The sequence below is a fragment of the Streptomyces sp. NPDC043176 genome (assembly GCF_056436715.1).
On the sequence record NZ_JBWKCA010000013.1, the window covers coordinates 149,429 to 169,237 of the forward strand.

At 73.7% G+C, this 19,809-nt stretch carries 18 protein-coding genes; 12 read left to right on the forward strand and 6 right to left on the reverse strand.

Annotated features, from left to right (window positions below; all coding sequences use genetic code 11):
- Positions 1-28 precede the first annotated feature (28 nt).
- Genes AC067A_RS22380 through AC067A_RS22390 form a run of 3 tightly spaced genes read left to right on the forward strand, consistent with a single transcriptional unit; the run spans position 29 to position 2,531 of the window.
- Positions 29-625, forward strand: coding sequence for a DUF5998 family protein (locus tag AC067A_RS22380; protein ID WP_366305555.1), 597 nt, complete (start codon positions 29-31; stop codon positions 623-625).
- Entirely contained in the window at positions 625-1,830 is a 1,206-nt protein-coding gene (locus AC067A_RS22385) for an alkaline phosphatase family protein (protein WP_479244249.1), read from the forward strand. Before AC067A_RS22380 ends, AC067A_RS22385 begins: the two co-directional genes overlap by 1 nt.
- Before the next feature lie 50 nt (positions 1,831-1,880).
- Positions 1,881-2,531, forward strand: a complete 651-nt coding sequence (locus tag AC067A_RS22390; protein ID WP_479244250.1) for a thymidine kinase — start codon at positions 1,881-1,883, stop codon at positions 2,529-2,531.
- Between the two features lie 72 nt (positions 2,532-2,603).
- Here the strand turns inward: AC067A_RS22390 and AC067A_RS22395 are convergent, their stop codons facing one another.
- Positions 2,604-3,296 (reverse strand): TetR/AcrR family transcriptional regulator, encoded by a 693-nt coding sequence (locus AC067A_RS22395; protein WP_479244251.1) that lies wholly within the window; start codon positions 3,294-3,296, stop codon positions 2,604-2,606.
- A gap of 151 nt (positions 3,297-3,447) precedes the next feature.
- Here AC067A_RS22395 and AC067A_RS22400 point away from each other — a divergent pair, with 151 nt between their 5' ends.
- The 4 genes from AC067A_RS22400 (at position 3,448) to AC067A_RS22415 (ending at position 9,348) form a co-directional block, all read left to right on the forward strand.
- On the forward strand, positions 3,448-4,065 hold the full coding sequence (locus AC067A_RS22400) for an isochorismatase family protein (RefSeq protein ID WP_479244252.1): 618 nt from the start codon (positions 3,448-3,450) through the stop codon (positions 4,063-4,065).
- A 285-nt stretch (positions 4,066-4,350) separates the two neighbouring features.
- A complete protein-coding gene (locus AC067A_RS22405) occupies positions 4,351-6,936 on the forward strand; it encodes a YfhO family protein (RefSeq protein WP_479244253.1) in 2,586 nt (861 codons plus the stop codon).
- 51 nt (positions 6,937-6,987) lie between these two features.
- Positions 6,988-7,953, forward strand: a complete 966-nt coding sequence (locus tag AC067A_RS22410; protein WP_479244254.1) for a glycosyltransferase family 2 protein — start codon at positions 6,988-6,990, stop codon at positions 7,951-7,953.
- 3 nt (positions 7,954-7,956) lie between these two features.
- Positions 7,957-9,348 (forward strand): polysialyltransferase family glycosyltransferase, encoded by a 1,392-nt coding sequence (locus tag AC067A_RS22415; RefSeq protein WP_479244255.1) that lies wholly within the window; start codon positions 7,957-7,959, stop codon positions 9,346-9,348.
- A 108-nt stretch (positions 9,349-9,456) separates the two neighbouring features.
- On the opposite strand, the gene AC067A_RS22420 is transcribed toward AC067A_RS22415, so the two are convergent.
- Positions 9,457-10,230 carry a VOC family protein gene (locus tag AC067A_RS22420; RefSeq protein WP_479244256.1) on the reverse strand — a complete coding sequence of 258 codons (774 nt, stop codon included), beginning with the start codon at positions 10,228-10,230 and terminating at the stop codon, positions 9,457-9,459.
- Positions 10,231-10,392: 162 nt separating this feature from the next.
- Between AC067A_RS22420 and AC067A_RS22425 the strand changes: the two genes are divergently transcribed.
- The gene (locus AC067A_RS22425; protein WP_479244257.1) at positions 10,393-11,220 is read left to right on the forward strand and encodes a sulfurtransferase; all 828 of its coding nucleotides are present in this window, start codon (positions 10,393-10,395) and stop codon (positions 11,218-11,220) included.
- Positions 11,221-11,455: 235 nt separating this feature from the next.
- Here the strand turns inward: AC067A_RS22425 and sepH are convergent, their stop codons facing one another.
- Positions 11,456-12,496: a septation protein SepH gene (sepH, locus tag AC067A_RS22430; RefSeq protein ID WP_479244258.1), complete on the reverse strand. Its 1,041-nt coding sequence runs from the start codon at positions 12,494-12,496 to the stop codon at positions 11,456-11,458.
- Positions 12,497-12,980: 484 nt separating this feature from the next.
- Here sepH and AC067A_RS22435 point away from each other — a divergent pair, with 484 nt between their 5' ends.
- Complete coding sequence (locus tag AC067A_RS22435; RefSeq protein ID WP_479244259.1) at positions 12,981-13,856, forward strand: hypothetical protein; 876 nt, start codon at positions 12,981-12,983, stop codon at positions 13,854-13,856.
- 25 nt (positions 13,857-13,881) lie between these two features.
- On the opposite strand, the gene AC067A_RS22440 is transcribed toward AC067A_RS22435, so the two are convergent.
- Together AC067A_RS22440 and AC067A_RS22445 are read right to left on the reverse strand one after the other, a co-directional pair.
- Positions 13,882-15,222, reverse strand: coding sequence for a D-arabinono-1,4-lactone oxidase (locus AC067A_RS22440; protein WP_479244260.1), 1,341 nt, complete (start codon positions 15,220-15,222; stop codon positions 13,882-13,884).
- Positions 15,161-16,426 carry an MFS transporter gene (locus AC067A_RS22445; RefSeq protein ID WP_479244261.1) on the reverse strand — a complete coding sequence of 422 codons (1,266 nt, stop codon included), beginning with the start codon at positions 16,424-16,426 and terminating at the stop codon, positions 15,161-15,163. The genes AC067A_RS22440 and AC067A_RS22445 overlap by 62 nt, the downstream gene beginning before the upstream one ends.
- 140 nt (positions 16,427-16,566) lie before the next feature.
- On the opposite strand from AC067A_RS22445, the gene AC067A_RS22450 reads away from it, so the two are divergent.
- Positions 16,567-17,694 carry a ferrochelatase gene (locus AC067A_RS22450; RefSeq protein WP_479244262.1) on the forward strand — a complete coding sequence of 376 codons (1,128 nt, stop codon included), beginning with the start codon at positions 16,567-16,569 and terminating at the stop codon, positions 17,692-17,694.
- 9 nt (positions 17,695-17,703) lie between these two features.
- Positions 17,704-18,504, forward strand: coding sequence for an inositol monophosphatase family protein (locus tag AC067A_RS22455; protein WP_479244263.1), 801 nt, complete (start codon positions 17,704-17,706; stop codon positions 18,502-18,504).
- Positions 18,505-18,618: 114 nt separating this feature from the next.
- Here the strand turns inward: AC067A_RS22455 and AC067A_RS22460 are convergent, their stop codons facing one another.
- Entirely contained in the window at positions 18,619-18,792 is a 174-nt protein-coding gene (locus tag AC067A_RS22460) for a hypothetical protein (protein WP_017237673.1), read from the reverse strand.
- A gap of 363 nt (positions 18,793-19,155) precedes the next feature.
- Here AC067A_RS22460 and AC067A_RS22465 point away from each other — a divergent pair, with 363 nt between their 5' ends.
- Positions 19,156-19,809, forward strand: a complete 654-nt coding sequence (locus tag AC067A_RS22465) for a response regulator transcription factor (RefSeq protein ID WP_017237674.1) — start codon at positions 19,156-19,158, stop codon at positions 19,807-19,809.

Here is a 19,809-nt window from a genome sequence, read left to right on the forward strand (position 1 = left end):
GGGCCCGAGGCCCCGTAGGATGGAGTCCATGGCAAAGAGCGGTACGACGACCCAGGGGCTGCGCGCGGCGATCGAGCGCAGCGGCTACTACCCGGCACTCGTGGCCGAGGCGGTGGAGGCCGCCGTCGGCGGTGAGGCCGTCGCGTCGTACGTGGTCCACCAGGAGACCACCTTCGACGCGAACGAGGTCCGCCGCCACGTGACCGTCCTCGTCCTGACGCCGCACCGCTTCATCGTCAGCCACACCGACGAGCAGGCCGCCGACACGAGCTCGCCGACCCCGTACGCCACGACGTCCACCGAGTCCGTGAAGCTCGACCGGATCTCCTCGGTCGTCGTCAGCCGCGTCGTCGCCAACCCCGAGTCGTACACGCCGGGCACGCTGCCCCGCGAGGTCGTCCTCACCATCGGCTGGGGCGCGGTCTCCCGCATCGACCTGGAGCCGGCCGCCTGCGGCGACTCCAACTGCGACGCCGACCACGGCTACACGGGCAACGCCACCGCCGACGACCTCAGCCTGCGGGTGAGCGAGGCCGGCGACGGCCCGGACACCGTCCGGCAGACCCTGGCGTTCGCGCAGGCGCTCTCCGAAGCCATCGCGGCGACCGCCGCGCCCACCCGCTGATGGCGCAGCCCGCCGCGATGACCCACGGCTGGCCCGACGACCCGGTCCCGCTCGCGCCGGAGAGCGCGCCGGTGCCCGAGTACGCCTCCGGTTCGCTGGGCGACCTGCTGCCGACGCTGGTGGCGGGCCAGGGCGTGCCCGGCTTCGCACCGCGGATCGCGGAGCTGGCGCCGGCCGACCGGAACTGCGTCTTCCTGATCGACGGGCTCGGCTGGGAGCAGATCAAGGCCCACCCGGACGAGGCCCCCTATCTGACCTCGCTCCTCGGCTCCTCGCGCGGCGGCACGGGCCGCCCGGTCACCGCCGGGTTCCCCGCCACCACCGCGACCTCGCTGGCCTCCGTCGGCACGGGGCGCTACCCCGGCACGCACGGACTGCCCGGCTACACGGTGCGCAACCCGGAGACCGGCGAGCTGATGAACCAGCTGCGCTGGAAGCCGTGGACCGCGCCGCACGTCTGGCAGCCGTACCCGACCGTCTTCCAGCTCGCGCACGAGGCCGGGATCCACACCGCCCAGGTGTCCTCGCCGATCTTCGAGCAGACCCCGCTCACGAAGGTCGCGCTCAGCGGCGGAACGTTTCACGGCCGGCTCTCCGGCGAGGAGCGGATGGACTTCGCCGCCGAGCAGCTCGCCGCCGGCGACCGCTCGCTGGTGTACACGTACTACAGCGAACTCGACGGCGCCGGACACCGCTTCGGCATCGACTCGGACGCCTGGCGCGGCCAGCTGATGTTCGTCGACCGGCTCGTCCAGCGGCTCGCCGAGCAGCTGCCGTCCCGCTCGGCCCTGTACGTCACCGCCGACCACGGCATGGTCGACATCCCCTTCGACGAAGAGCACCGCATCGACTTCGACGAGGACTGGGAGCTGCGCGCCGGCGTCGCCCTCCTCGGCGGCGAGGGCCGTGCCCGGCACGTCTACGCGGTACCCGGCGCGCAGGCCGACGTCCTCACCTGCTGGCGGGAGGTCGTCGGCGAGCAGTTCTGGGTCGCGAGCCGCGACGAGGCGATCTCGCTCGGCTGGTTCGGCGACGAGATCGACGAGCGCGTGTACGGCCGGATCGGCGACGTCGTCGTCGCGGCCGAGGGCGACTTCGCGATCACCGCCTCCGTCAACGAACCCCACGAGTCCGCGATGGCCGGCATGCACGGTTCGATGACCCCGGCGGAGCAGTTCGTCCCGCTGCTCGAAGTCCGTTCCTGACCCGCCCGTCCCTCCTCCTTTCCCCCGACCTGAAAGGTCTCCGACCCGTCATGCCCGAGCTGGTCTTCTTCTCCGGAACCATGGACTGCGGGAAGAGCACCCTGGCCCTCCAGATCGGGCACAACCGGTCGGCCCGCGGGCTCCAGGGCGTGATCTTCACCCGTGACGACCGGGCGGGCGAGGGCAAGCTCTCGTCCCGGCTCGGCCTGGTGACGGAGGCCGTGGAGGCGGGGGAGGGCATGGACCTGTACGCCTATCTGGTGGGCCAGCTCTCCCAGGGCGGCAAGGCGGACTACGTGATCGTGGACGAGGCCCAGTTCCTCGCTCCCGACCAGATCGACCAGCTCGCCCGCATCGTCGACGACCTCGGCATGGACGTCTTCGCCTTCGGCATCACGACGGACTTCCGGACGAAGCTCTTCCCCGGCTCGCAGCGGCTGATCGAGCTGGCGGACCGGATCGAGCAGCTCCAGGTCGAGGCGCTGTGCTGGTGCGGCGCGCGGGCCACGCACAACGCCCGCACGGTGGGCGGGGTGATGGTCGTCGAGGGCGAGCAGGTCGTCGTCGGTGACGTGAACCGGCCGTCGGAGGAGATCGGTTACGAGGTCCTCTGCCGCCGGCACCACCGCCGCCACATGACCTCGGCCTCGGTCCGCGCCGGCGCCCTGTCCCCGGACGTCCTCCCGGTCAACCACGCCTGACGCCCGGGGAATCCCGACCGCGCGGCCCCCCGGAAGTCTCCGGGCGGGCCGCTTCGTCGTCCGAGGGTCGTTCTACGGCTCCGAGGGCGGCGCGTCCGGTGCCCGGAGCGCGTCGGTCAGGCGGTCGAGGGCCGCGCCGCCGACGGGGGCGCTGCCCGTGAGGGTGCCGACGAGTGCCTGGGCGAGGACGGTCGCGGGGCCGATCCGGGTGTCCTCCCGTTCGTCGCCGGTGACCTTGCCGATCACGGCGTCGCGGACCGATTCCGAGACGGCGGGGTCCCCGAACAGCTCGGGGAAGGACAGGGCCATCATGCACACGCCCACGTTGGCGGTGAGGATCGTCCGGCCGGCCAGCTCGGGGCTCGTGCGCAGGCGCCCGGCGTCGCGACAGCGCTCCACGGCCTTCAGGAGGATGGCCCCGGCCTCGTGGATCGCCTGGGGCTTGGCGTCGCCCGTGGGCGTGAACATCAGGCGGTAGAGGTGCGGGTTGCGCAGCGCGAAGCCGACGTGGCCGTCCCAGGCGGTACGCAGGTCGGCCACCGGATCGTCGGTGGGCGGGTTGCGCCTCTTGTCGGCGAGGAAACGCTCGAAGCCGATGTCGGCCGCGGCCGTGAGCAGCCCCTGCTTGTCGCCGAACTGACGGTAGATCTCGGGCATGCCGACCTTGGCCCGGTCGCAGATGGCCCGGGTCGAGATGGACAGCGCGTCCTTGGTGGCGAGCAGTTCCCCGGTGGCTTCCAGGATGCGCTCTCGGGCCGTCGACATGGCTCCCACGATAACAGCGCTAACAGTGCGGACCTGGGGGTTCTCCGGGCCCCGGTACGCCGGTGCGGAGTCTTGTTATCAACGATTACGAACTGTGTTAGCGTGTGAAACAGCCCGGGCTTCCGTACGCCCCGAACCGAGAGGAACCGCCATGACCGCCTCCGCCACCCTGCGCGATGTGATCGGCCTGCCCCAGGACCTGCCGCACCTGGGCGAGCCCGCCCTGATCATGATCGACTTCCAGAACACCTACCGCGCCGGCGTCATGGCACTCGACGGGGCCGAGCGGGCCGTCGCCGCCGGCGCCCGGCTGCTCGCCGCCGCCCGCGCGGCCGGGGCGCCCGTCGTGCACGTCGTCAACGACGGCGGCGAGGGCACCCCCTACGACATCCGGGCGGAGGTCGGCGCCATCAGCGACGAAGTCGCCCCGACCGAGGGGGAGAAGGTGGTCGTCAAGCGGTTCCCCGACGCCTTCCACGCCACGGACCTCCAGGAGACCCTCCAGGACCTCGGCGTCAGCGGCGACCTCGTCATCGCCGGCTTCATGACGCACATGTGCGTCCTCTTCACCGCCCAGGGCGCCTTCCACCACGGCTACCGCCCCACCGTGGTCGCCGAGGCCACCGCCACCCGCCCCCTGGCGGCCCCGGACGGCACCGTCCTGTCCTCGGACGCACTCCAGACCGCCGCCCTGACCACCGTCTCCGACCTCTTCGGCACCGTGGCCCGCACCGTCGACGACGTCACCTCCCTGACACCGGCCCGCTGACGACGGGCCGCCACCCGCCCCGGCCCCACGTACGGGAGCCCGCCCCGGCCCCACAAGCCGTACGAAAAGCCGCCCCGGTCCCCCACCGAACGGGAGCCCCCCCGGCCTCGCCCCGCACCGGAGCGCGCCTCGGACCCGCCCCGCACCGGGTGTTCACCCGGGGTGCGCCGGAACCCCGCCTGGTGATCGGCCACGGGTCGCCCGTCTCGGCGGTAATGGCGGTCGGCCCGCGACGACTCCACCCTCCGGGCACCCGCCCCGTGCGCCCCGCCCCCTGGAGGACGTGTGCCCCCCGCCGCCCAGACCGTGCTCGACGAGGACAAGGCCGAGGACAAGGCCGGGGACGCGGCGGGCGGGCGGCCCGGCGGCGGGCGAAGGCGGCTCGGGGCCCCGACCACCGCGGGCCCCCTCGCCGCCGCCGTGCTCACCGCCGTACTCCTCTGCCTCGCCGGCCGGCTCTCCCGCAGCCACCCCTTCGGGCCGGTGACCAGGAACATCGTCGACCTGGGACAGCAGTACCTGCCGTACCACGCCTACTGGCGCGCCCTCCTCCTCGGCGAGACGCACGGGGACGCCTTCCTCAACTGGAACTCCGGCTTCGGCGCGAACTTCCTCGGCGACATCGGCACCTATCTGAGCAGCCCCTTCGACCTGCTCGTCGTGGCCTTCCCGGCCGACCGGATCGAACTCGCCCTCTACGTCGTCACGGCCGCCAAGATCACCGCCGCGGGAGCCGCGATGACGCTGCTGCTCCTGCGGCTGCGCCCCGGCCCCTGGCCGGCCGCCGCCGTGCTCGGCACCGCCTACGCGCTCTGCGGCTGGACGTTCAACTACGGCGCCACCGTGCCGATGTGGCTCGACGGGCTCGTCGCCTTCCCGCTGCTCTGCCTGGTCGGCGAGTGGGCCCGCACCGGCCGCCGCCCCGTCCTGGGCCCCCTGGTCGTCGCCCTCGCCTGGATCGCGAACTTCTACACGGCGTACATGGCGACCCTCGGCGCGGCCGTCGTCCTCACGGTCCGGCTCCTCACCGCCCAGGAGACCGCCACCGCCCGGCAGCGGGTCGCCGGGGCGCTGCGCGCCACCCGGAGCGTGCTCATCGGGACCGGACTCGCCGCCCCGCTCGTGGTGGTCGTCTTCGTCGCCACGAAGGTCGCCGCCCCCACCCCGGAGACCACCTTCGCGCCCGCCGCCTGGACGGAGGCCCTCGCCCGCTTCCTGCCCGCGACGGCGAGCGTGGCCAGCCCCGCCCTGTTCATCGGCACGCCCGCCCTCGCGCTGGCCCTGACGCTGCCCTTCCACCGGGCCGTCGCGCCGCGCGTCCGGGCGGGATGGGCGACCGCGATCGTCCTGGTGGCGCTCTCGCTCCAGTGGGAGCCCACCCACCTGCTGTGGCACGCCGGAGCCTCGCCCAACGGCATCCCCTACCGTCAGAGCTTCGTCCTGTGCGGCCTGTTGATCGTCGCGGCCTGGTTCGCGGTCGCCCACGGCCTGCCCCGGCCGGTCGCGCTGCTCGCCGGCGGCACGCTCCTCGGAGCCCTGGCGTGGGCGGCCCGGGGGAGCGCCGACATCGACCGGTGGACCTTCCCCGCCTTCGGCGCGGCCGCGGTCCTGGCGCTCGGCGCGGTGCTGCTCGCCCGGGTGAGCGCCCGCCGTGCCCACGCGCGCGTACTGCCCGTTCTCGCCGTGCTGCTGCTCGTCGCCGCCCAGGCGGGCGAGGCGGCGGTCACCGGGAAGCGGATCGAGGAGCAGCAGCGGAGCGAGGTCTCCTGGTCGCCGCGGACCGGCCCGTGGCACGAGGACGTGGCCCGTGAGGCGGCGCGCGCGGACGCCTGGCCCCGCCACCGCACGGACCCGGGAGAGGTCCCCGGCGGGAACGACCCCCTGCTCGTCGGCGGGCAGGGCGCCGACTACTACAGCAGCCTGACCGCCGAGACGACCTCCCGCACCCTCGACTCCCTGGGCTTCGGCCACTACGCCAAGGGCCGGCACCCGGTCAGCCTCGACAACCCCGTGACGGACGCCCTGTTCTCCGTCGGCACGCGGATCCGCTCCCGTCCCACGGAGCCGGTCCGGCAGGACGCGCCGCCCCGGGCCGCCGTGACCGCCACCACCACCCCCGTACCGCCGCTGGTCACCGTCCGGCCGCCGGGCCGGCCGGCCACGCACCCCGGGGACTCCGCCTTCGCCCGGCAGGAACGCCTCCTCGGCACCACCGTGTACGAGCTGCCGCCCGCACCGCGCCGTACCGGACACACGCTCGCCGCCCGCTGCCCGGCGGGCTCCCAGGTCTGGTTCTGGGCCCCCGAGTACCGGGGAACCGCCGCCCTCGCCGGCGCGGCGCCGGTGGAGTTCGAGGGCAAGCCCCCGTCCGTACGCGCCCCCATGAGGCCCCTCGGCACCGTTCCGGCCTCCGGCGAGGTCCGGATCGACCTGGGTCCCGAGGCGCGCCTCCGGCTGCCCCGCCAACCCGTCGGCTGCCTGCTCCGCGCCCGGCTCGACTCCGCCGTACGGGAGCTCACCGCGACCGGCGCCACGCGCGTGCGTACCACCGGACACACCGTCACCGCCGAACTGCCGCCGGGCAGCACGGGCGTCGCCGTCCTGGCAGCCCCCCGCGTCCCCGGCTGGAACTGCGCCGCGGGAGACGCGGACCCGCGCCCCGCGCGCGCGTACGAGGGCCTCGTCGCCGTCCCCCTCGACGGGCGGGCCACCACGGTCCACTGCTCCTTCCGGCCCCCGGGGCTCCGGCTCGGCGGCGCCGTCGGCGCGCTCGCGCTGCTCGCCCTCGCCGCGACGGGTATCCGCGGGAGACGGCAAGAGTTCACCCGCCGTGCACGCACGGATCGTTCGTCCGGGAAAACGGACGGCTAGCCTGCCGGCCGTAGCGACGTCCAACTGTTCGAATCAGTGTGGGGATTCCGAGTGCCGAAACTGTCCGTCGTCGTACCGTTCCACAACGTCGGCGCCTATGCGCCCGACACCCTGCGCAGCCTCGCGAACAACGCGGATCCGGAATTCGAGTTCCTGCTCGTCGACGACTGCTCGACGGACGACACCCCGGAAATCCTCGACCGCTGGCGCGACCGGCTCCCGAACGCCACCGTCATCCGGCACGAGACCAACCAGGGCGTCGCCCAGGCCCGCAACACCGGCATCGACGCGGCACGCGGCGACTACCTCACCTTCCTCGACGGCGACGACTGGTACGCGCCCGGCCACCTGCGCGCCGCCGTGACCGGAATCTCCCGGCTGGGCTGCGATTTCGCCCGCACCGACCACGTCCTCTCGGAAGGCCGGAAACGCCGGATCCGCTATGCGCCCGCCAAGCGCCGCGACACCGTGATGGACCCGAGGGACGGAATCTCGCCGGCCTCCATGGTGACGATGGTGGATTATCCGTTCGTCCCGTTCGGCATTTACAGCGGACGTCTCTTCGAGAACGGCGCCGCGCGTTTCGAGACCTCCCTCAGAACCGCCGAGGACCGCCTCTGGATCTGGCGGCTCCACCTCAAGGCCCGCACCTTCGCCGCCCTCTCCCTGCACGGCGTCTTCTACCGCCGGGGCGTCACCACCTCGCTCACCCAGATCACCGACAACCGGCAGCTCGACTTCATCCCCTCGTACGACCTCCTGCTCGACGACGTCTCCCGGGACCCCGAGGCGGAGCGGTTCCTGCCGAAGGCGGTCCGCACGTACTGCGCCATGATCGCCTTCCACATCGGCAAGGAGGCCGCCTACGGACCGGACGTCGCCGCGCGGCTGCGCGCCGACGTCCGCGACGCCCTGCACCGGATGCCACAGCACGTCCTCGACGAGACCCTGGCCACCATGGACACCCCGCGCAGCACCCTCCTCCGGAGCCTGCGCGACACCGGAAGGACCGCCTGAACCATGGCCCCCCACACGGCCTCCGCGAACCCCGCCGGAACCGCGCACGACCCGGCCGCCGACGGCCGCCGGGTCCAGCTCTTCCAGGTGTCCACCCTCTACGGCGCCGCCACGCTCGCCGCCGCCCTGGACGCCGGACGCTTCGGCCCCCGCGAGGACGCCCGCAGGCTCCTGCTGCTCGCGCACAACGCCGAGATCCCCGAGACCGCGCGGCGCCTGGAGACCATGACCGGCTACGGCCGGATCGCCGCCCGCTTCGACGGAACCCTCGACTGGAACGAGGCCGTCCACCCGTACCACCCCGCCGGCTGGGCCCCCCGCCCCGAGGAGGCCCCGCTCTGGCAGCGCGTGTTCCGCACCGCCTGGGACCTCGGCACCGGCCCGGTCGAGCTGATCGTCGAGTCCATCCAGGTCAACCCCGCCAAGGCGCTCGCCGGCGCGTTCCCCGAGAGCGAGCTGCACGTCTACGCCGACGGCCTCATGAGCTACGGCCCCACCCGCTCCGACCTCGCGCAGTCCCTCGCCTGCCGCGTCCGGAGGGTCCTCCACCTCGACCTCGTCCCGGGTCTCAGGCCGCTGCTCCTGAGCGAGTACGGCGTGGAGCCCGAGCTCGTCCCCGACAGCGCCTTCCGCGCCGTCCTCGCCGAGATCGCCGAGGAGGCGGCCGGCGACCCCGGCATCGCGCGGACGACCGCCGCCGGGGCCACGGCCCTCCTCCTCGGCCAGTACCTCGCCGCCCTCCACCTGCTCACCGCGGACGAGGAGGAGGACCTGCACGTCCGGATGCTGCGCGGCGCCGCGGCCGCCGGACACCGCTCCGTCGTCTTCAAGCCCCACCCCACCGCGCCCGCCCGCTACTCCCAGGTCCTCCACGAGGAGGCGGAGCGCTCCGGCGTCCGGCTGACCGTCCTCGACGGACCGCTGCTGGCCGAGACCTTCTACGAGCGGTGCCGGCCCTCGCTGGTCGTCGGCTGCTTCTCCACGGCGATGCTGACCGCCGCCGTGTACTACGGCATCCCCATCGCGCGCGTCGGCACCGCCGAGGTCCTCGAACGCCTCACGCCCTACGAGAACAGCAACCGGATCCCGCTCACCGTCGTCGACCACCTCGTCCCCGACCTGGAGCGGGGCGAGGAGCCCGCCGTCCCCGGCCCGGCCCCGGAGTCGCTCACGCCGCTCGTCCGGGCCGTCGGCTACTGCATGCGGCACACCGTCCACCCGGAGCTCCGCGAGGAGACCACCCGCTTCCTGGCCGAGCACCGCGCCGACCCCCGCACCGCGCACCACTTCACCGCCGAACGGCTCACCCGGCTCGGCCTGCCGGGCGGGGACCCGTCCCCGGCCCGGACCGGCGCCTCCTGGCTGCGGACCCTCGCCCGCACCCTGCGCGGCTGAACCCCACGGGGGACACCACGGCGACCCGCGCGACCGCGTCCCACCGCGCGGCCGGGGCCGGCCCGCGTGAGCACGCCCCACCCGCACGGACCGATCCGCGCGGCGGCGTCACTCCGGAGCGGACCTGACCAGGGTGAACACCGCGCCCTCCGGGTCGGCCACCACCGTGAGCCGCCCGGCCATGCCCTCGCGCGGCGGGCGCAGCACGCGGCCGCCGAGCTCCACGACGAACCGGGCGGCCGCGTCCGTGTCGGCCACCTCGAAGTACGTCATCCAGTGCGGGCCGCGGTCCCGGGGGAGCGCGTTGCCGACGCCGTGCAGGGAGGCCACCGGAAGCCCGTCCACCAGGAGCGTCGCGTAGTCGTGGTCGGCGGACACGACCGGCTCCACCTCGAACCCGAAGACGCTCCGGTAGAACTTGCCGACCGAGGCGGTCTCGTACGTGAGCAGCTCGTTCCAGACCGGCGTCCCCGGCGGTCCGGCCGCGGCCGTCCCGTGGTGCGCCTCCGCCTGCCAGACGCCGAAGACGGCGCCGACCGGGTCGGAGCAGATGACCAGCCGCCCCGCCTCGCCCGCGTCCAGCGGACCCACCGCCACGGTTCCCCCGCAGCAGCGGATGGTCTCGGCCGTCTCGTCGGCGTCGTCCGTGGCCAGATAGGGGGTCCAGGCGATCCGCAGGTGCCGGTCGGGCGGCAGCTGGCCGATGCCCGCCACCTCCTTGCCGCCGGACAGCGCGCGCACGTAAGGCCCGAGGTGCTGCGGACCGGGCACGAACTCCCAGTCGAAGAGCGCGTTGTAGAACTCCTGGGTGGCGTCAAGCCCGTGCACCATCAGGCTCACCCAGCAGGGGGTGCCTGATGTGCGCCGAGTCGCCTCGGTCATCGTCACTCTCTCCTCGGACCATCGTCGTGGCCGTGCCCCCGGTCCGATGGTGACACCGACGGGGCCACGGCGCGCCCCGGCCGCGCCGCGCGTGACGCGATCCGCCGGGAAGGACGCCGGGTTCGTCCCCGGCGGCCGTGCGGCTGCGCGAGGATGGCTCCCATGAAGCCCATCATCTCCGCAAGCGAACTGCTGAGCGAGTCGGCCGGGGTCCGGCCGCCGGTCCTCCTGGACGTCCGCTGGACGCTGGGCGGCCCGCCCGGACGGCCCGCGTACGAGGCCGGCCACCTGCCCGGCGCGGTCTACGTCGACCTCGACGCGGAGCTCGCCGGCCCGCCCGGGAGCGGGGGACGCCACCCGCTGCCCGACCCCGCCGCCTTCGGGGCCGCGATGCGCCGGGCGGGCGTCTCGGCGGGCCGGCCCGTCGTCGTGTACGACGGCGGCCTCGGCTGGGGCGCGGCCCGTGCCTGGTGGCTGCTGCGCTGGGCGGGCCACCCGGACGTCCGGGTCCTGGACGGGGGCCTGGCGGCGTGGACGGGGGAGCTGACGGAGAAGGTCCCCGCGCCGGAGCCGGGCGACTTCCGGCCGGAGCCGGGCGCGCTCGGACTGCTCGACGCCGACGGGGCGGCCGCCCTGGCCGACGCCGGGCTGCTCCTGGACGCCCGCGCGGCCGAGCGCTACCGGGGGGACGTGGAGCCGATCGACCGGGTCGGCGGGCACATCCCCGGCGCGATCTCGGCCCCGACGACCGAGAACGTCGACGCCGACGGACGCTTCCTCGCCGCCGACGCCCTGCGCGAGCGCTTCACGGCCCTGGGCGCGACGGGCGGCATCCCGGTCGCCGTCTACTGCGGCTCCGGCGTCTCCGGCGCCCACGAGGTCCTCGCCCTGGAGATCGCGGGCATCCCCGCGGCCCTCTACGCCGGCTCCTGGTCGGAGTGGTCCGCCGACCCGGCCCGCCCGGTGGCCACGGGCCCGGACCCGCGCTAGGGGGTGCCTCGTCGAGCAGGTCGGATCAGGGCGCGTGCCAGGCCTCGCGAGCCGGCCTGATCGGCAGGACACGCCGAGGCGCGCTCGGGGCCGATCCGGAAAGGGCAGGCCCCCGGTCCGCCGCACCAGGGCATACGAGAGGGGCCCGCGCCGATGTCACGGCGCGGGCCCCTGCCCGTACGGCTGTCCCGTCCACCGCTCGCGTACGACTGCGCGTACGGAAGCGGCGCTGGGGTCACTCCTGCTTCTTGCGCCGGGTGCCGAAGACGATCTCGTCCCAGCTGGGGACCGCCGCGCGGCGGCCCGGGCGGACGCCGTCCGCTTCGGCCTGGCGGTCGGTGGTGCCGGTGAGCCGGTCCCGGTGGCCCGAGACGGCGCGCGGCATCAGGACGTCGGCGTACGCGGAGCCGGCGCCCGCCGACGCGGCCGGGGCGGGCGGTTCCTCCGCCTCGGCCTCTTCCGACGGCTCGGTGTCCGGGGGCTCGGGCACGACCATGTCGCCGCGGAAGCTGGGCACGGCCTCCAGGAGGCTCGTCAGCGAGTCCCGCTCCTCCTCCGGCTCGACGGACGCGGACGCCCGCTCCAGCTGGCGGTCCGACCGGTCGATCTGGCGGTCGAGGGCCCGGTCGAGCGGCCTGTCCCGGGGCAGCCTGGCGATCCGGGGCACGAACGGGAAGCTCGGCTCCGGCGCGGCGGCGATCGTGTCGTCCGTCTCGCCGATCAGGGCCCGCGCCTCGTCGTCGACGGCCTGGACGAGCCGTCGGGGCGGGTCGTACGTCCAGCTGGCCGTGTGGACCTCGCCGGCGACCCGGTAGACGAGCAGCACCTCCCAGGTGCCGTCGTCGCGCCGCCACGAGTCCCACTGCACGGTGTCCTTGTCGGCGCCGCGCAGCAGCAGTCGCTCCTGCACCGCCTCGCCGAGCTGCGGGCCGGTGTTCTCGCCGGGCCTGCGGACCGGGGTCTTGCGGGCCCGCTCCGCCATGAAGGCGCGCTCGGCGAGCACGGGGCCCTCGAAGCGCCGCACGCGGTCGACGGGGATGCCGGCGAGCTGTGCGACCTCCTCGGCGGAGGCACCGGCTCGTATCCGCGCCTGGATGTCACGGGGGCGGAGGTGGCTCTCCACCTCGATCTCGATCTGGCCGAGGCGCGCGCGGTCGTTGCGCACGGCGGCACGGAGCCGCTCGTCGATCGGAAGCGTGTACTCCGTGCTGTCAGCAGCCTTCAGCACCAGTCGTGTGCCGTCGTTGGAGACGGCCACGACACGCAGTTCGGGCATGGGGACCTCCCGGGTGGTGCCTGCCGACGTCACGTGCGTCGCTGCTTCCGCTAGTCGAGTGTGGCCTGCCCGGGTGCAGCCTGCCACTACCTTGCCGAGTTGCCCGGCGTGTCGGGCATGGACCCTGGAACGCCGTTATGACACGGTGACCTGATGGCTACCCGGAGTGACTGGAGGTCACTCTGTGCAGCCGATTTCCGTGTGGTGCCGTGGCGTCACCGGTTCGAGTGCCGCTTTCGGCTCCCTCCCCTTGATCCCGGGCACCCGAAGGCGTCCGGACCCAGGGTTCGTCAATGTACTCCATTCGGGCCACCTGGGTGGACCGGCGCGCCGCCCAACTTCTCGGGCGGTACGGGAGTTGAGTGTCCGCGATCTTCCCCCATACGTGTCGCTGTTCACAGAAACAGCAGAAACGGAACTATTCGCTTCGCCCATTTGTCCCTTCTGGGTGCAAGGCGAACGGATGAACCGTCAGGGGTTGGAGATGCGTCACAGGCCGGACACCGACACGGGTGAGGCGGACGAGGAGGAGGGCGGCAGGAGAAGGATCGACCTGAGCGTGGCTCAGGTCTCGGGCAGCGCCCTGGCCGCGGTCATCGCCGCCAAACTCGCCTCCACCCTCGGCGTGTACGGGACGATCCTGGGCGCCGGTGTGATCAGTGTCATCGCCACCTGCGGCGGTCCCCTGTTCCAGCACCTCTTCAGGCGCACCGGCGAGCAGGTCCGCGACGCGACCGCGGCCGCCAAGCCGAAGGTCCGTCAGGTCCCGGTCACGGCCGGACCGCAGGACGACCGCACCCTGATGCTCGGCACGGTCCGGGCCGCCCCCTCCCCGTACGGCGAGGAGTTCGGCGACGCGACCACCCACGGCACCCGCGTGCGGGGCTGGAAGCGCCCGGCGATCGCCGCCGCGCTGGTCTTCGGCGTCACCATGGGCGGGATCACCGCCTACGAACTGGTGTCCGGCCAGGACTTCAGCGGCACGCACGGGACCACCACCTTCGGCTCCGCCGTCCGCGGCGGGAACGCCGGGCAGGATGCGCCCGACCGCGACGAGCGGCCCGCGCCCACGCCGTCCGGCTCCTCCGACGGCGGCACGCGGCCGGAGGACGGCGGCGCCCCCACTCCCGGCTCCACGGCGACGCCGGGCGGCAAGGGCTCCGGCGAGAAGGGAAGCGCCACGGCGACCCCCTCCGCGGAGCCCACCCCGTCCGGATCCGCCGGCGGCGAGACGACCGCCCCGACGCCGACGGACCCCACGACCGAGCCGACGCCCACCGCGCCGACCCAGGAGCCGACCACGGGCACCACCGTGCCGGAGGCCCCGGCGCCGACCGGCGGCGACGCGGGCACCGGGTGACGGCGACGCGGGCACCGGGTGACGGTCAGTCGCCCAGGACCCGCCGCAGGTAGTCGTTGGCGAACAGACGGTCGGGGTCGAGCCGGTCGCGCAGCGCCGTGAACTCGGCGAAGCGCGGGTAGACCTCGGAGAAGTACGCGGCGTCGCGGGTGTGGACCTTGCCCCAGTGCGGCCGACCGCCGTGCGCCGTCATGATGCGCTCCACCGCGGTGAAGTACGCCTGGTGGGGCGTGCCCTTGTACAGGTGGACGGCGATGTACGCGGTCTCCCGCCCCGACGCCGTGGAGAGCGTGATGTCGTCCGCCGGAGCCGTCCTGACCTCCACCGGGAAGCTCACCTTCAGCGGCGAGCGCTCGACCATCGCCTTCAGCTCGCGCAGCGCGGCGACCGCGGCCTCGCGCGGCAGCGCGTACTCCATCTCCAGGAAGCGCACGCGACGGGGCGAGGTGAAGACCTTGTACGGGATGTCGGTGTACGTACGGGCCGACAGGGCCCGGCTGGAGACCTTCGCGATCGAGGGGATCACCGGCGGGACCGCGCGGCCCACCGAGCAGGCGAGCTGGAAGATCCCGTTGGAGAGGAGCTCGTCCTCGATCCAGCCGCTGATCCGCCCGGGAGGGGCCGCGGGGCCCGCGCTGCGGTTGTTGCGCTTGGTGTTGCAGTTGTCCGTGTGGGGGAACCAGTAGAACTCGAAGTGCTCGTTCTCCGCGTGCAGCGCGTCGAAGTCGGAGGTGACCCGGTCGAAGGTCATCGGCTCCTCGCGCGCGGTGAGCAGGAAGACCGGCTCCACCGCGAAGGTGATCGCGGTGACCACGCCGAGCGCGCCGAGACCGATCCGGGCGGCCGCGAAGACCTCCGGGTTCTCCTTCTCCGAACAGGTGAGCAGTTCGCCCGAGGCCGTCACCAGTTCCAGCTCGCGGATCTGCGCGGCTATCGAGGCGGACTCGCGGCCCGTGCCGTGGGTGCCCGTGGAGGTGGCCCCGGCGACGGTCTGCTCCATGATGTCGCCCATGTTCGTGAGCGACAGGCCCTCCCGGGCCAGCGCCACGTTGAGCCGCTTCAGCGGGGTGCCCGACTCGACCGTCACGGTCATCGACCCGCGGTCGATCCGCCGGATCCCGGTCAGCAGCCCCGGGCGGATCAGGACGCCGTCGGTGGCCGCGATCGAGGTGAAGGAGTGGCCGGTCCCGACCGTCTTCACCCGCAGCCCGTCCGCGGCCGCCCGGCGCACCGCGTCGGCGAGCTCCTCGGCCGAGGCCGGGCTCACCTCCCGCACCGGACGGGAGGTGACGTTCCCCGCCCAGTTACGCCACGGGCTGTTCGCCGTCCTGGCGCTCCCCGACCCCGCTGTCGTCGTCCCGCTCACGCTGCCCCTCCCGGTTCGGTGCCGGCCTGCTCAGCCGGCGGTGTCCGAGGAGACCCACCGCGACCGCGAGCGCGCCCGAGACGACGGGCACCACGTACCCCGCCTCGGCCCCCGACGCGTCGACCACCCAGCCGGCGGCCGACGAGCCCAGCGCCACGCCGATCGCGAGGCCGGTACCCGTCCAGGTCATGCCCTCGGTCAGCTTGGTGCGCGGTACGTGCGCTTCGACGAGGGCCATGGTGGTCACCATCGTCGGTGCGATGGACAGGCCCGCGACAAAGAGCGCCACGGCCAGCAACGGCAGGTTCCCGGCCAGTAGGAGGGGGATCATACTCACGGCCATCGCGCAGACGCCCAGCAGCCAGCGGCGGGAGGGCTCGCCCTTGAGGTGCAGCAGTCCGAAGACCGCGCCGGCCAGGCAGGAACCCAGCGCGTAGACGGCCAGGACCAGGCTGGCGGCGGCCTTGTGGCCCTGTTCCTCGGCGAAGGCCACGGTCACCACGTCCACGGAGCCGAAGATGGCGCCGGTGGCGACGAAGGCGAGAGTCAGCACCTGGAGGCCGGGGGAGCGGAGCGCGGAAGCGCTCTTCGCGCCCTCCTCCCGCGGGTGCGGCACCGGTTCCGTGGCGCGCTGGGAGGTCAGCCAGAAGACGCCGACGGTCAGGAACACCCCGGCGAACAGCGGCCCGGCCTCGGGGAACCACGTCGTCGACAGACCGATCGAGATGATCGGTCCGAAGATGAAGCACACCTCGTCGACGATCGACTCCCACGAGTACGCCGTGTGCAGGCGCCGCCCGTCGCCCCGGTAGATCTCCGCCCAGCGCGCCCTGGTCATCGCGCCCAGGCTGGGCACGACGCCGATGACGGCCGTGAAGACGAAGAGCGTCCAGTCCGGGGCCCCCTGCTGCACGCAGAGGAGGAGCCCGGCGGCCGCGGCGAGCGAGATCAGCGTCACCGGCCGGAGCACCTTGCGCTGCCCGTGCCGGTCGACGAGGCGCGACACCCGGGGGCCGAGGGCCGCCGCGGACATGGCGAGGGTCGCGGAGAGCGCTCCGGCGAGCCCGTACCTGCCGGTGACCTGCGAGATCATGGTCACGATGCCGATGCCCATCATGGACAGCGGCATCCGGCCGAAGAAGCCGGCGAAGGAGAACGAGGCGGTGCCGGGCGCCTCGAAGATCGCGCGGTAGGGACTGGGCAAGAGGCGTCCTTGGTCAACACGTGTAATTAATAGCTAAAGCCTACGGTGTTGAAGTCGATCGGTCATCCCCCTTCTTCGGACGAGTCCCCACGGACGGGCCGCGCCTTCCGGGGTCTGACGCGGGTGGGAGGATCGGTGCCATGTCCGATCAGCACGATCCCGCCCCGTACGACGCCCTGCTGCTGCTCTCCTTCGGCGGCCCCGAGGGCCCGGACGACGTGGTCCCGTTCCTGGAGAACGTGACGCGCGGCCGCGGCATCCCGAAGGAACGGCTCAGGGAAGTGGGGCAGCACTACTTCCTCTTCGGCGGCGTCTCCCCGATCAACGACCAGAACCGCGCGCTCCTCGACGCGCTGCGGACGGACTTCGCGGAGGCCGGCCTCGACCTCCCGGTCTACTGGGGAAACCGGAACTGGGCGCCGTACCTCACCGACACCCTCCGCGAGATGGTCACCGACGGCAGGCGCCACATCGCCGTCCTCACCACCAGCGCGTACGCCTCCTACTCCGGCTGCCGCCAGTACCGCGAGAACCTCGCCGACGCGCTCGCGGCGCTGGAAGGGGAAGGCCTGCCGCTGCCCCGCGTCGACAAGCTCCGGCACTACTTCAACCACCCCGGCTTCGTCGAGCCCATGATCGAGGGCGTCCTCGCCTCCCTCGCCGAGCTCGACCCGTCCGTGCGGGACAAGGCCCACCTCGCCTTCACCACCCACTCCATCCCCGACTCCGCCGCCGACAGCTCCGGCCCGGTCACCGAGCACGGCGACGGCGGGGCCTACGTCCGCCAGCACCTCGACGTGGCCCGGGTGATCGCCGACGCGGTCCGCGAACGGACCGGTGCCGACCACCCCTGGAAGCTCGTCTACCAGTCCCGCAGCGGCGCCCCCCACATCCCGTGGCTCGAGCCCGACATCTGCGACCACCTGGAGGAGCTGCACGGCGCGGGGGTCCCCGCGGCCGTCATGGTCCCCATCGGCTTCGTCTCCGACCACATGGAGGTCCTGTACGACCTCGACACCGAGGCCACCGCGAAGGCGGCCGAGCTCGGACTGCCCGTCCGCCGCTCCGCCACCGTCGGCGCCGACCCGCGCTTCGCCGCGGCCGTCCGCGACCTGCTCCTGGAGCGCGCGGCGCACGAGCGGGGCGCCCGCGCGGAGCGGTGCGCCCTCGGCGCCCTCGGCGCCTCCCACGACCTGTGCCCGATCGGCTGCTGCCCGGCCAGGGCCGAGCGTCCGGCGGCGGCCGGCGCCGACAGCCCGTACGCGTAAGGAGTCAGCGTGACCGACCCTCTGCTCACCGAACTGCTCGACATCGCCCTGGAGGCCGCACGGCGGGCCGGAGCCCTCCTCCGCGACGGTCGCCCGGACGACCTCGCGGTGGCGACGACCAAGTCCAGCCCCATCGACGTGGTCACCGAGATGGACATCGCCGCCGAGAAGCTGATCACCGGCTTCCTCGCCGAGCACCGGCCCCAGGACGGCCTCCTCGGCGAGGAGGGCGCCGCCACACCCGGCACCAGCGGGATCCGCTGGGTCATCGACCCGCTCGACGGCACCGTGAACTACCTCTACGGCCTGCCCACCTGGGCCGTCTCGATCGCCGCGGAACGGAACGGCGAGGCCGTGGTCGGCGTGGTCGAGGCGCCGATGCGCGGCGAGACCTACCGGGCGGTCCTCGGCGGCGGGGCGTACGCGGGGGACCGGCGGCTCGCCGTCCGCCCCTCGCCCTCCCTCGACCAGACCCTCCTGGGCACCGGCTTCGGATACGTCCAGACCCGCCGCGCCCACCAGGCGGACGTGGCACAGCGGGTGATCCCGCTGGTCCGCGACATCCGGCGCGCCGGCTCGGCGGCGATCGACCTCTGCGACGTCGCGGCCGGCCGCCTCGACGCGTACTACGAGCGCGGGCTCAACCCCTGGGACCTCGCCGCCGGGGCCCTCGTCGCCCGCGAGGCGGGCGCGCTGACCGGCGGCCGTCCCGGGGAGCCCGCGTCGGGCGAACTGGCCCTGGCGGCCTCCCCAGGGCTCTTCCAGCCCCTCCAGGAGCTCCTGGAGGAGCTGGGGGCCTGGCACGACTAGGACGGCGCCGGCGGGGCCGTGAGGCGGACGCACGAGGGCCCCGGAGCCGGGAGCGGCTCCGGGGCCCTCGTGCGTACGGGCGGGTCGTCGGTCGGTCGGTCGGAGGGAGACGGGTCAGACGCCCGGCGCGGCGACCTCCACGCCGTGCTCGGCGGCCAGGCGGTGCAGGTCGTCCAGCTCCGCCTGCTCGACATCCGCCAGGTAGTCGTCGCCCGTCTCACGAGCTCGCGTGAGGTCGGTCTGCGTGGTCCTGATGCGGTGCAGCAGTCCTGCGGTGAAAGCGTCCATCGTGCGCCCCCTCGTCGTGGGTCCGGTGGCACGGGGGTGTGCCGAGGGTGGGTGGATCACACACTGCGGCCTCTGGGGACAGCGAGCGGTAGGCGGCGCGCCTCGTACAGGGCGTGATCACGGGGTGTGCAGTCGTCCTCCCCAGCCCCTTCCTCAAGGAAACCTCAACTGGCCCGCGAATCAGGTGAATTCTTCGCGCCCCGCCGCACGCCCCCTCCTCACCACCCGCCCGCCCCCGGGCTCGCACCCCCGCCTTACAGCCGGTTTACGCGCGTACGGGGCAGGATGGACACGCACAGTCAGTGCTCGGAATCCAGCCGGTCCCCACCCCGGACAGCGGCTCGACGGGAAGGAACGAACGACGTGCGCGTACTCGTCGTCGAGGACGAGCAGCTGCTCGCCGATGCGGTGGCCACCGGACTGCGCCGGGAGGCCATGGCCGTCGACGTCGTGTACGACGGCGCCGCGGCCCTGGAGCGGGTGGGGGTCAACGACTACGACGTCGTCGTCCTCGACCGCGACCTCCCGCTCGTCCACGGGGACGACGTCTGCCGCAAGATCGTCGAGCTCGGCATGCCCACCCGCGTCCTGATGCTCACCGCCTCCGGCGACGTCAGCGACCGCGTGGAGGGCCTGGAGCTCGGCGCGGACGACTACCTCCCCAAGCCCTTCGCCTTCACCGAGCTCACCGCGCGCGTGCGCGCCCTCGGCCGGCGCACCACCGTGCCCCTGCCGCCCGTCCTGGAGCGGGCCGGCATCAAGCTCGACCCCAACCGCCGCGAGGTCTTCCGCGAGGGCAAGGAGGTCCAGCTCGCGCCGAAGGAGTTCGCCGTCCTGGAGGTCCTCATGCGCAGCGAGGGCGCCGTCGTCTCGGCCGAGCAGCTCCTGGAGAAGGCCTGGGACGAGAACACCGACCCCTTCACCAACGTCGTGCGCGTCACGGTCATGACCCTGCGCCGCAAGCTCGGCGAGCCGCCGGTCATCGTCACCGTGCCCGGTTCCGGGTACCGGATCTGA

What these genes read in the sequence shown, in the direction of transcription:
- AC067A_RS22380 (WP_366305555.1), top strand. Translation starts at nt 29, where the DNA reads ATGGCAAAGAGCGGTACGACGACCCAGGGGCTGCGCGCGGCGATCGAG.
- AC067A_RS22385 (WP_479244249.1), top strand. Translation starts at nt 625, where the DNA reads ATGGCGCAGCCCGCCGCGATGACCCACGGCTGGCCCGACGACCCGGTC.
- AC067A_RS22390 (WP_479244250.1), top strand. Translation starts at nt 1,881, where the DNA reads ATGCCCGAGCTGGTCTTCTTCTCCGGAACCATGGACTGCGGGAAGAGC.
- AC067A_RS22395 (WP_479244251.1), bottom strand. Translation starts at nt 3,296, where the DNA reads ATGTCGACGGCCCGAGAGCGCATCCTGGAAGCCACCGGGGAACTGCTC.
- AC067A_RS22400 (WP_479244252.1), top strand. Translation starts at nt 3,448, where the DNA reads ATGACCGCCTCCGCCACCCTGCGCGATGTGATCGGCCTGCCCCAGGAC.
- AC067A_RS22415 (WP_479244255.1), top strand. Translation starts at nt 7,957, where the DNA reads ATGGCCCCCCACACGGCCTCCGCGAACCCCGCCGGAACCGCGCACGAC.
- AC067A_RS22420 (WP_479244256.1), bottom strand. Translation starts at nt 10,230, where the DNA reads ATGACCGAGGCGACTCGGCGCACATCAGGCACCCCCTGCTGGGTGAGC.
- AC067A_RS22425 (WP_479244257.1), top strand. Translation starts at nt 10,393, where the DNA reads ATGAAGCCCATCATCTCCGCAAGCGAACTGCTGAGCGAGTCGGCCGGG.
- sepH (WP_479244258.1), bottom strand. Translation starts at nt 12,496, where the DNA reads ATGCCCGAACTGCGTGTCGTGGCCGTCTCCAACGACGGCACACGACTG.
- AC067A_RS22435 (WP_479244259.1), top strand. Translation starts at nt 12,981, where the DNA reads ATGCGTCACAGGCCGGACACCGACACGGGTGAGGCGGACGAGGAGGAG.
- AC067A_RS22450 (WP_479244262.1), top strand. Translation starts at nt 16,567, where the DNA reads ATGTCCGATCAGCACGATCCCGCCCCGTACGACGCCCTGCTGCTGCTC.
- AC067A_RS22460 (WP_017237673.1), bottom strand. Translation starts at nt 18,792, where the DNA reads ATGGACGCTTTCACCGCAGGACTGCTGCACCGCATCAGGACCACGCAG.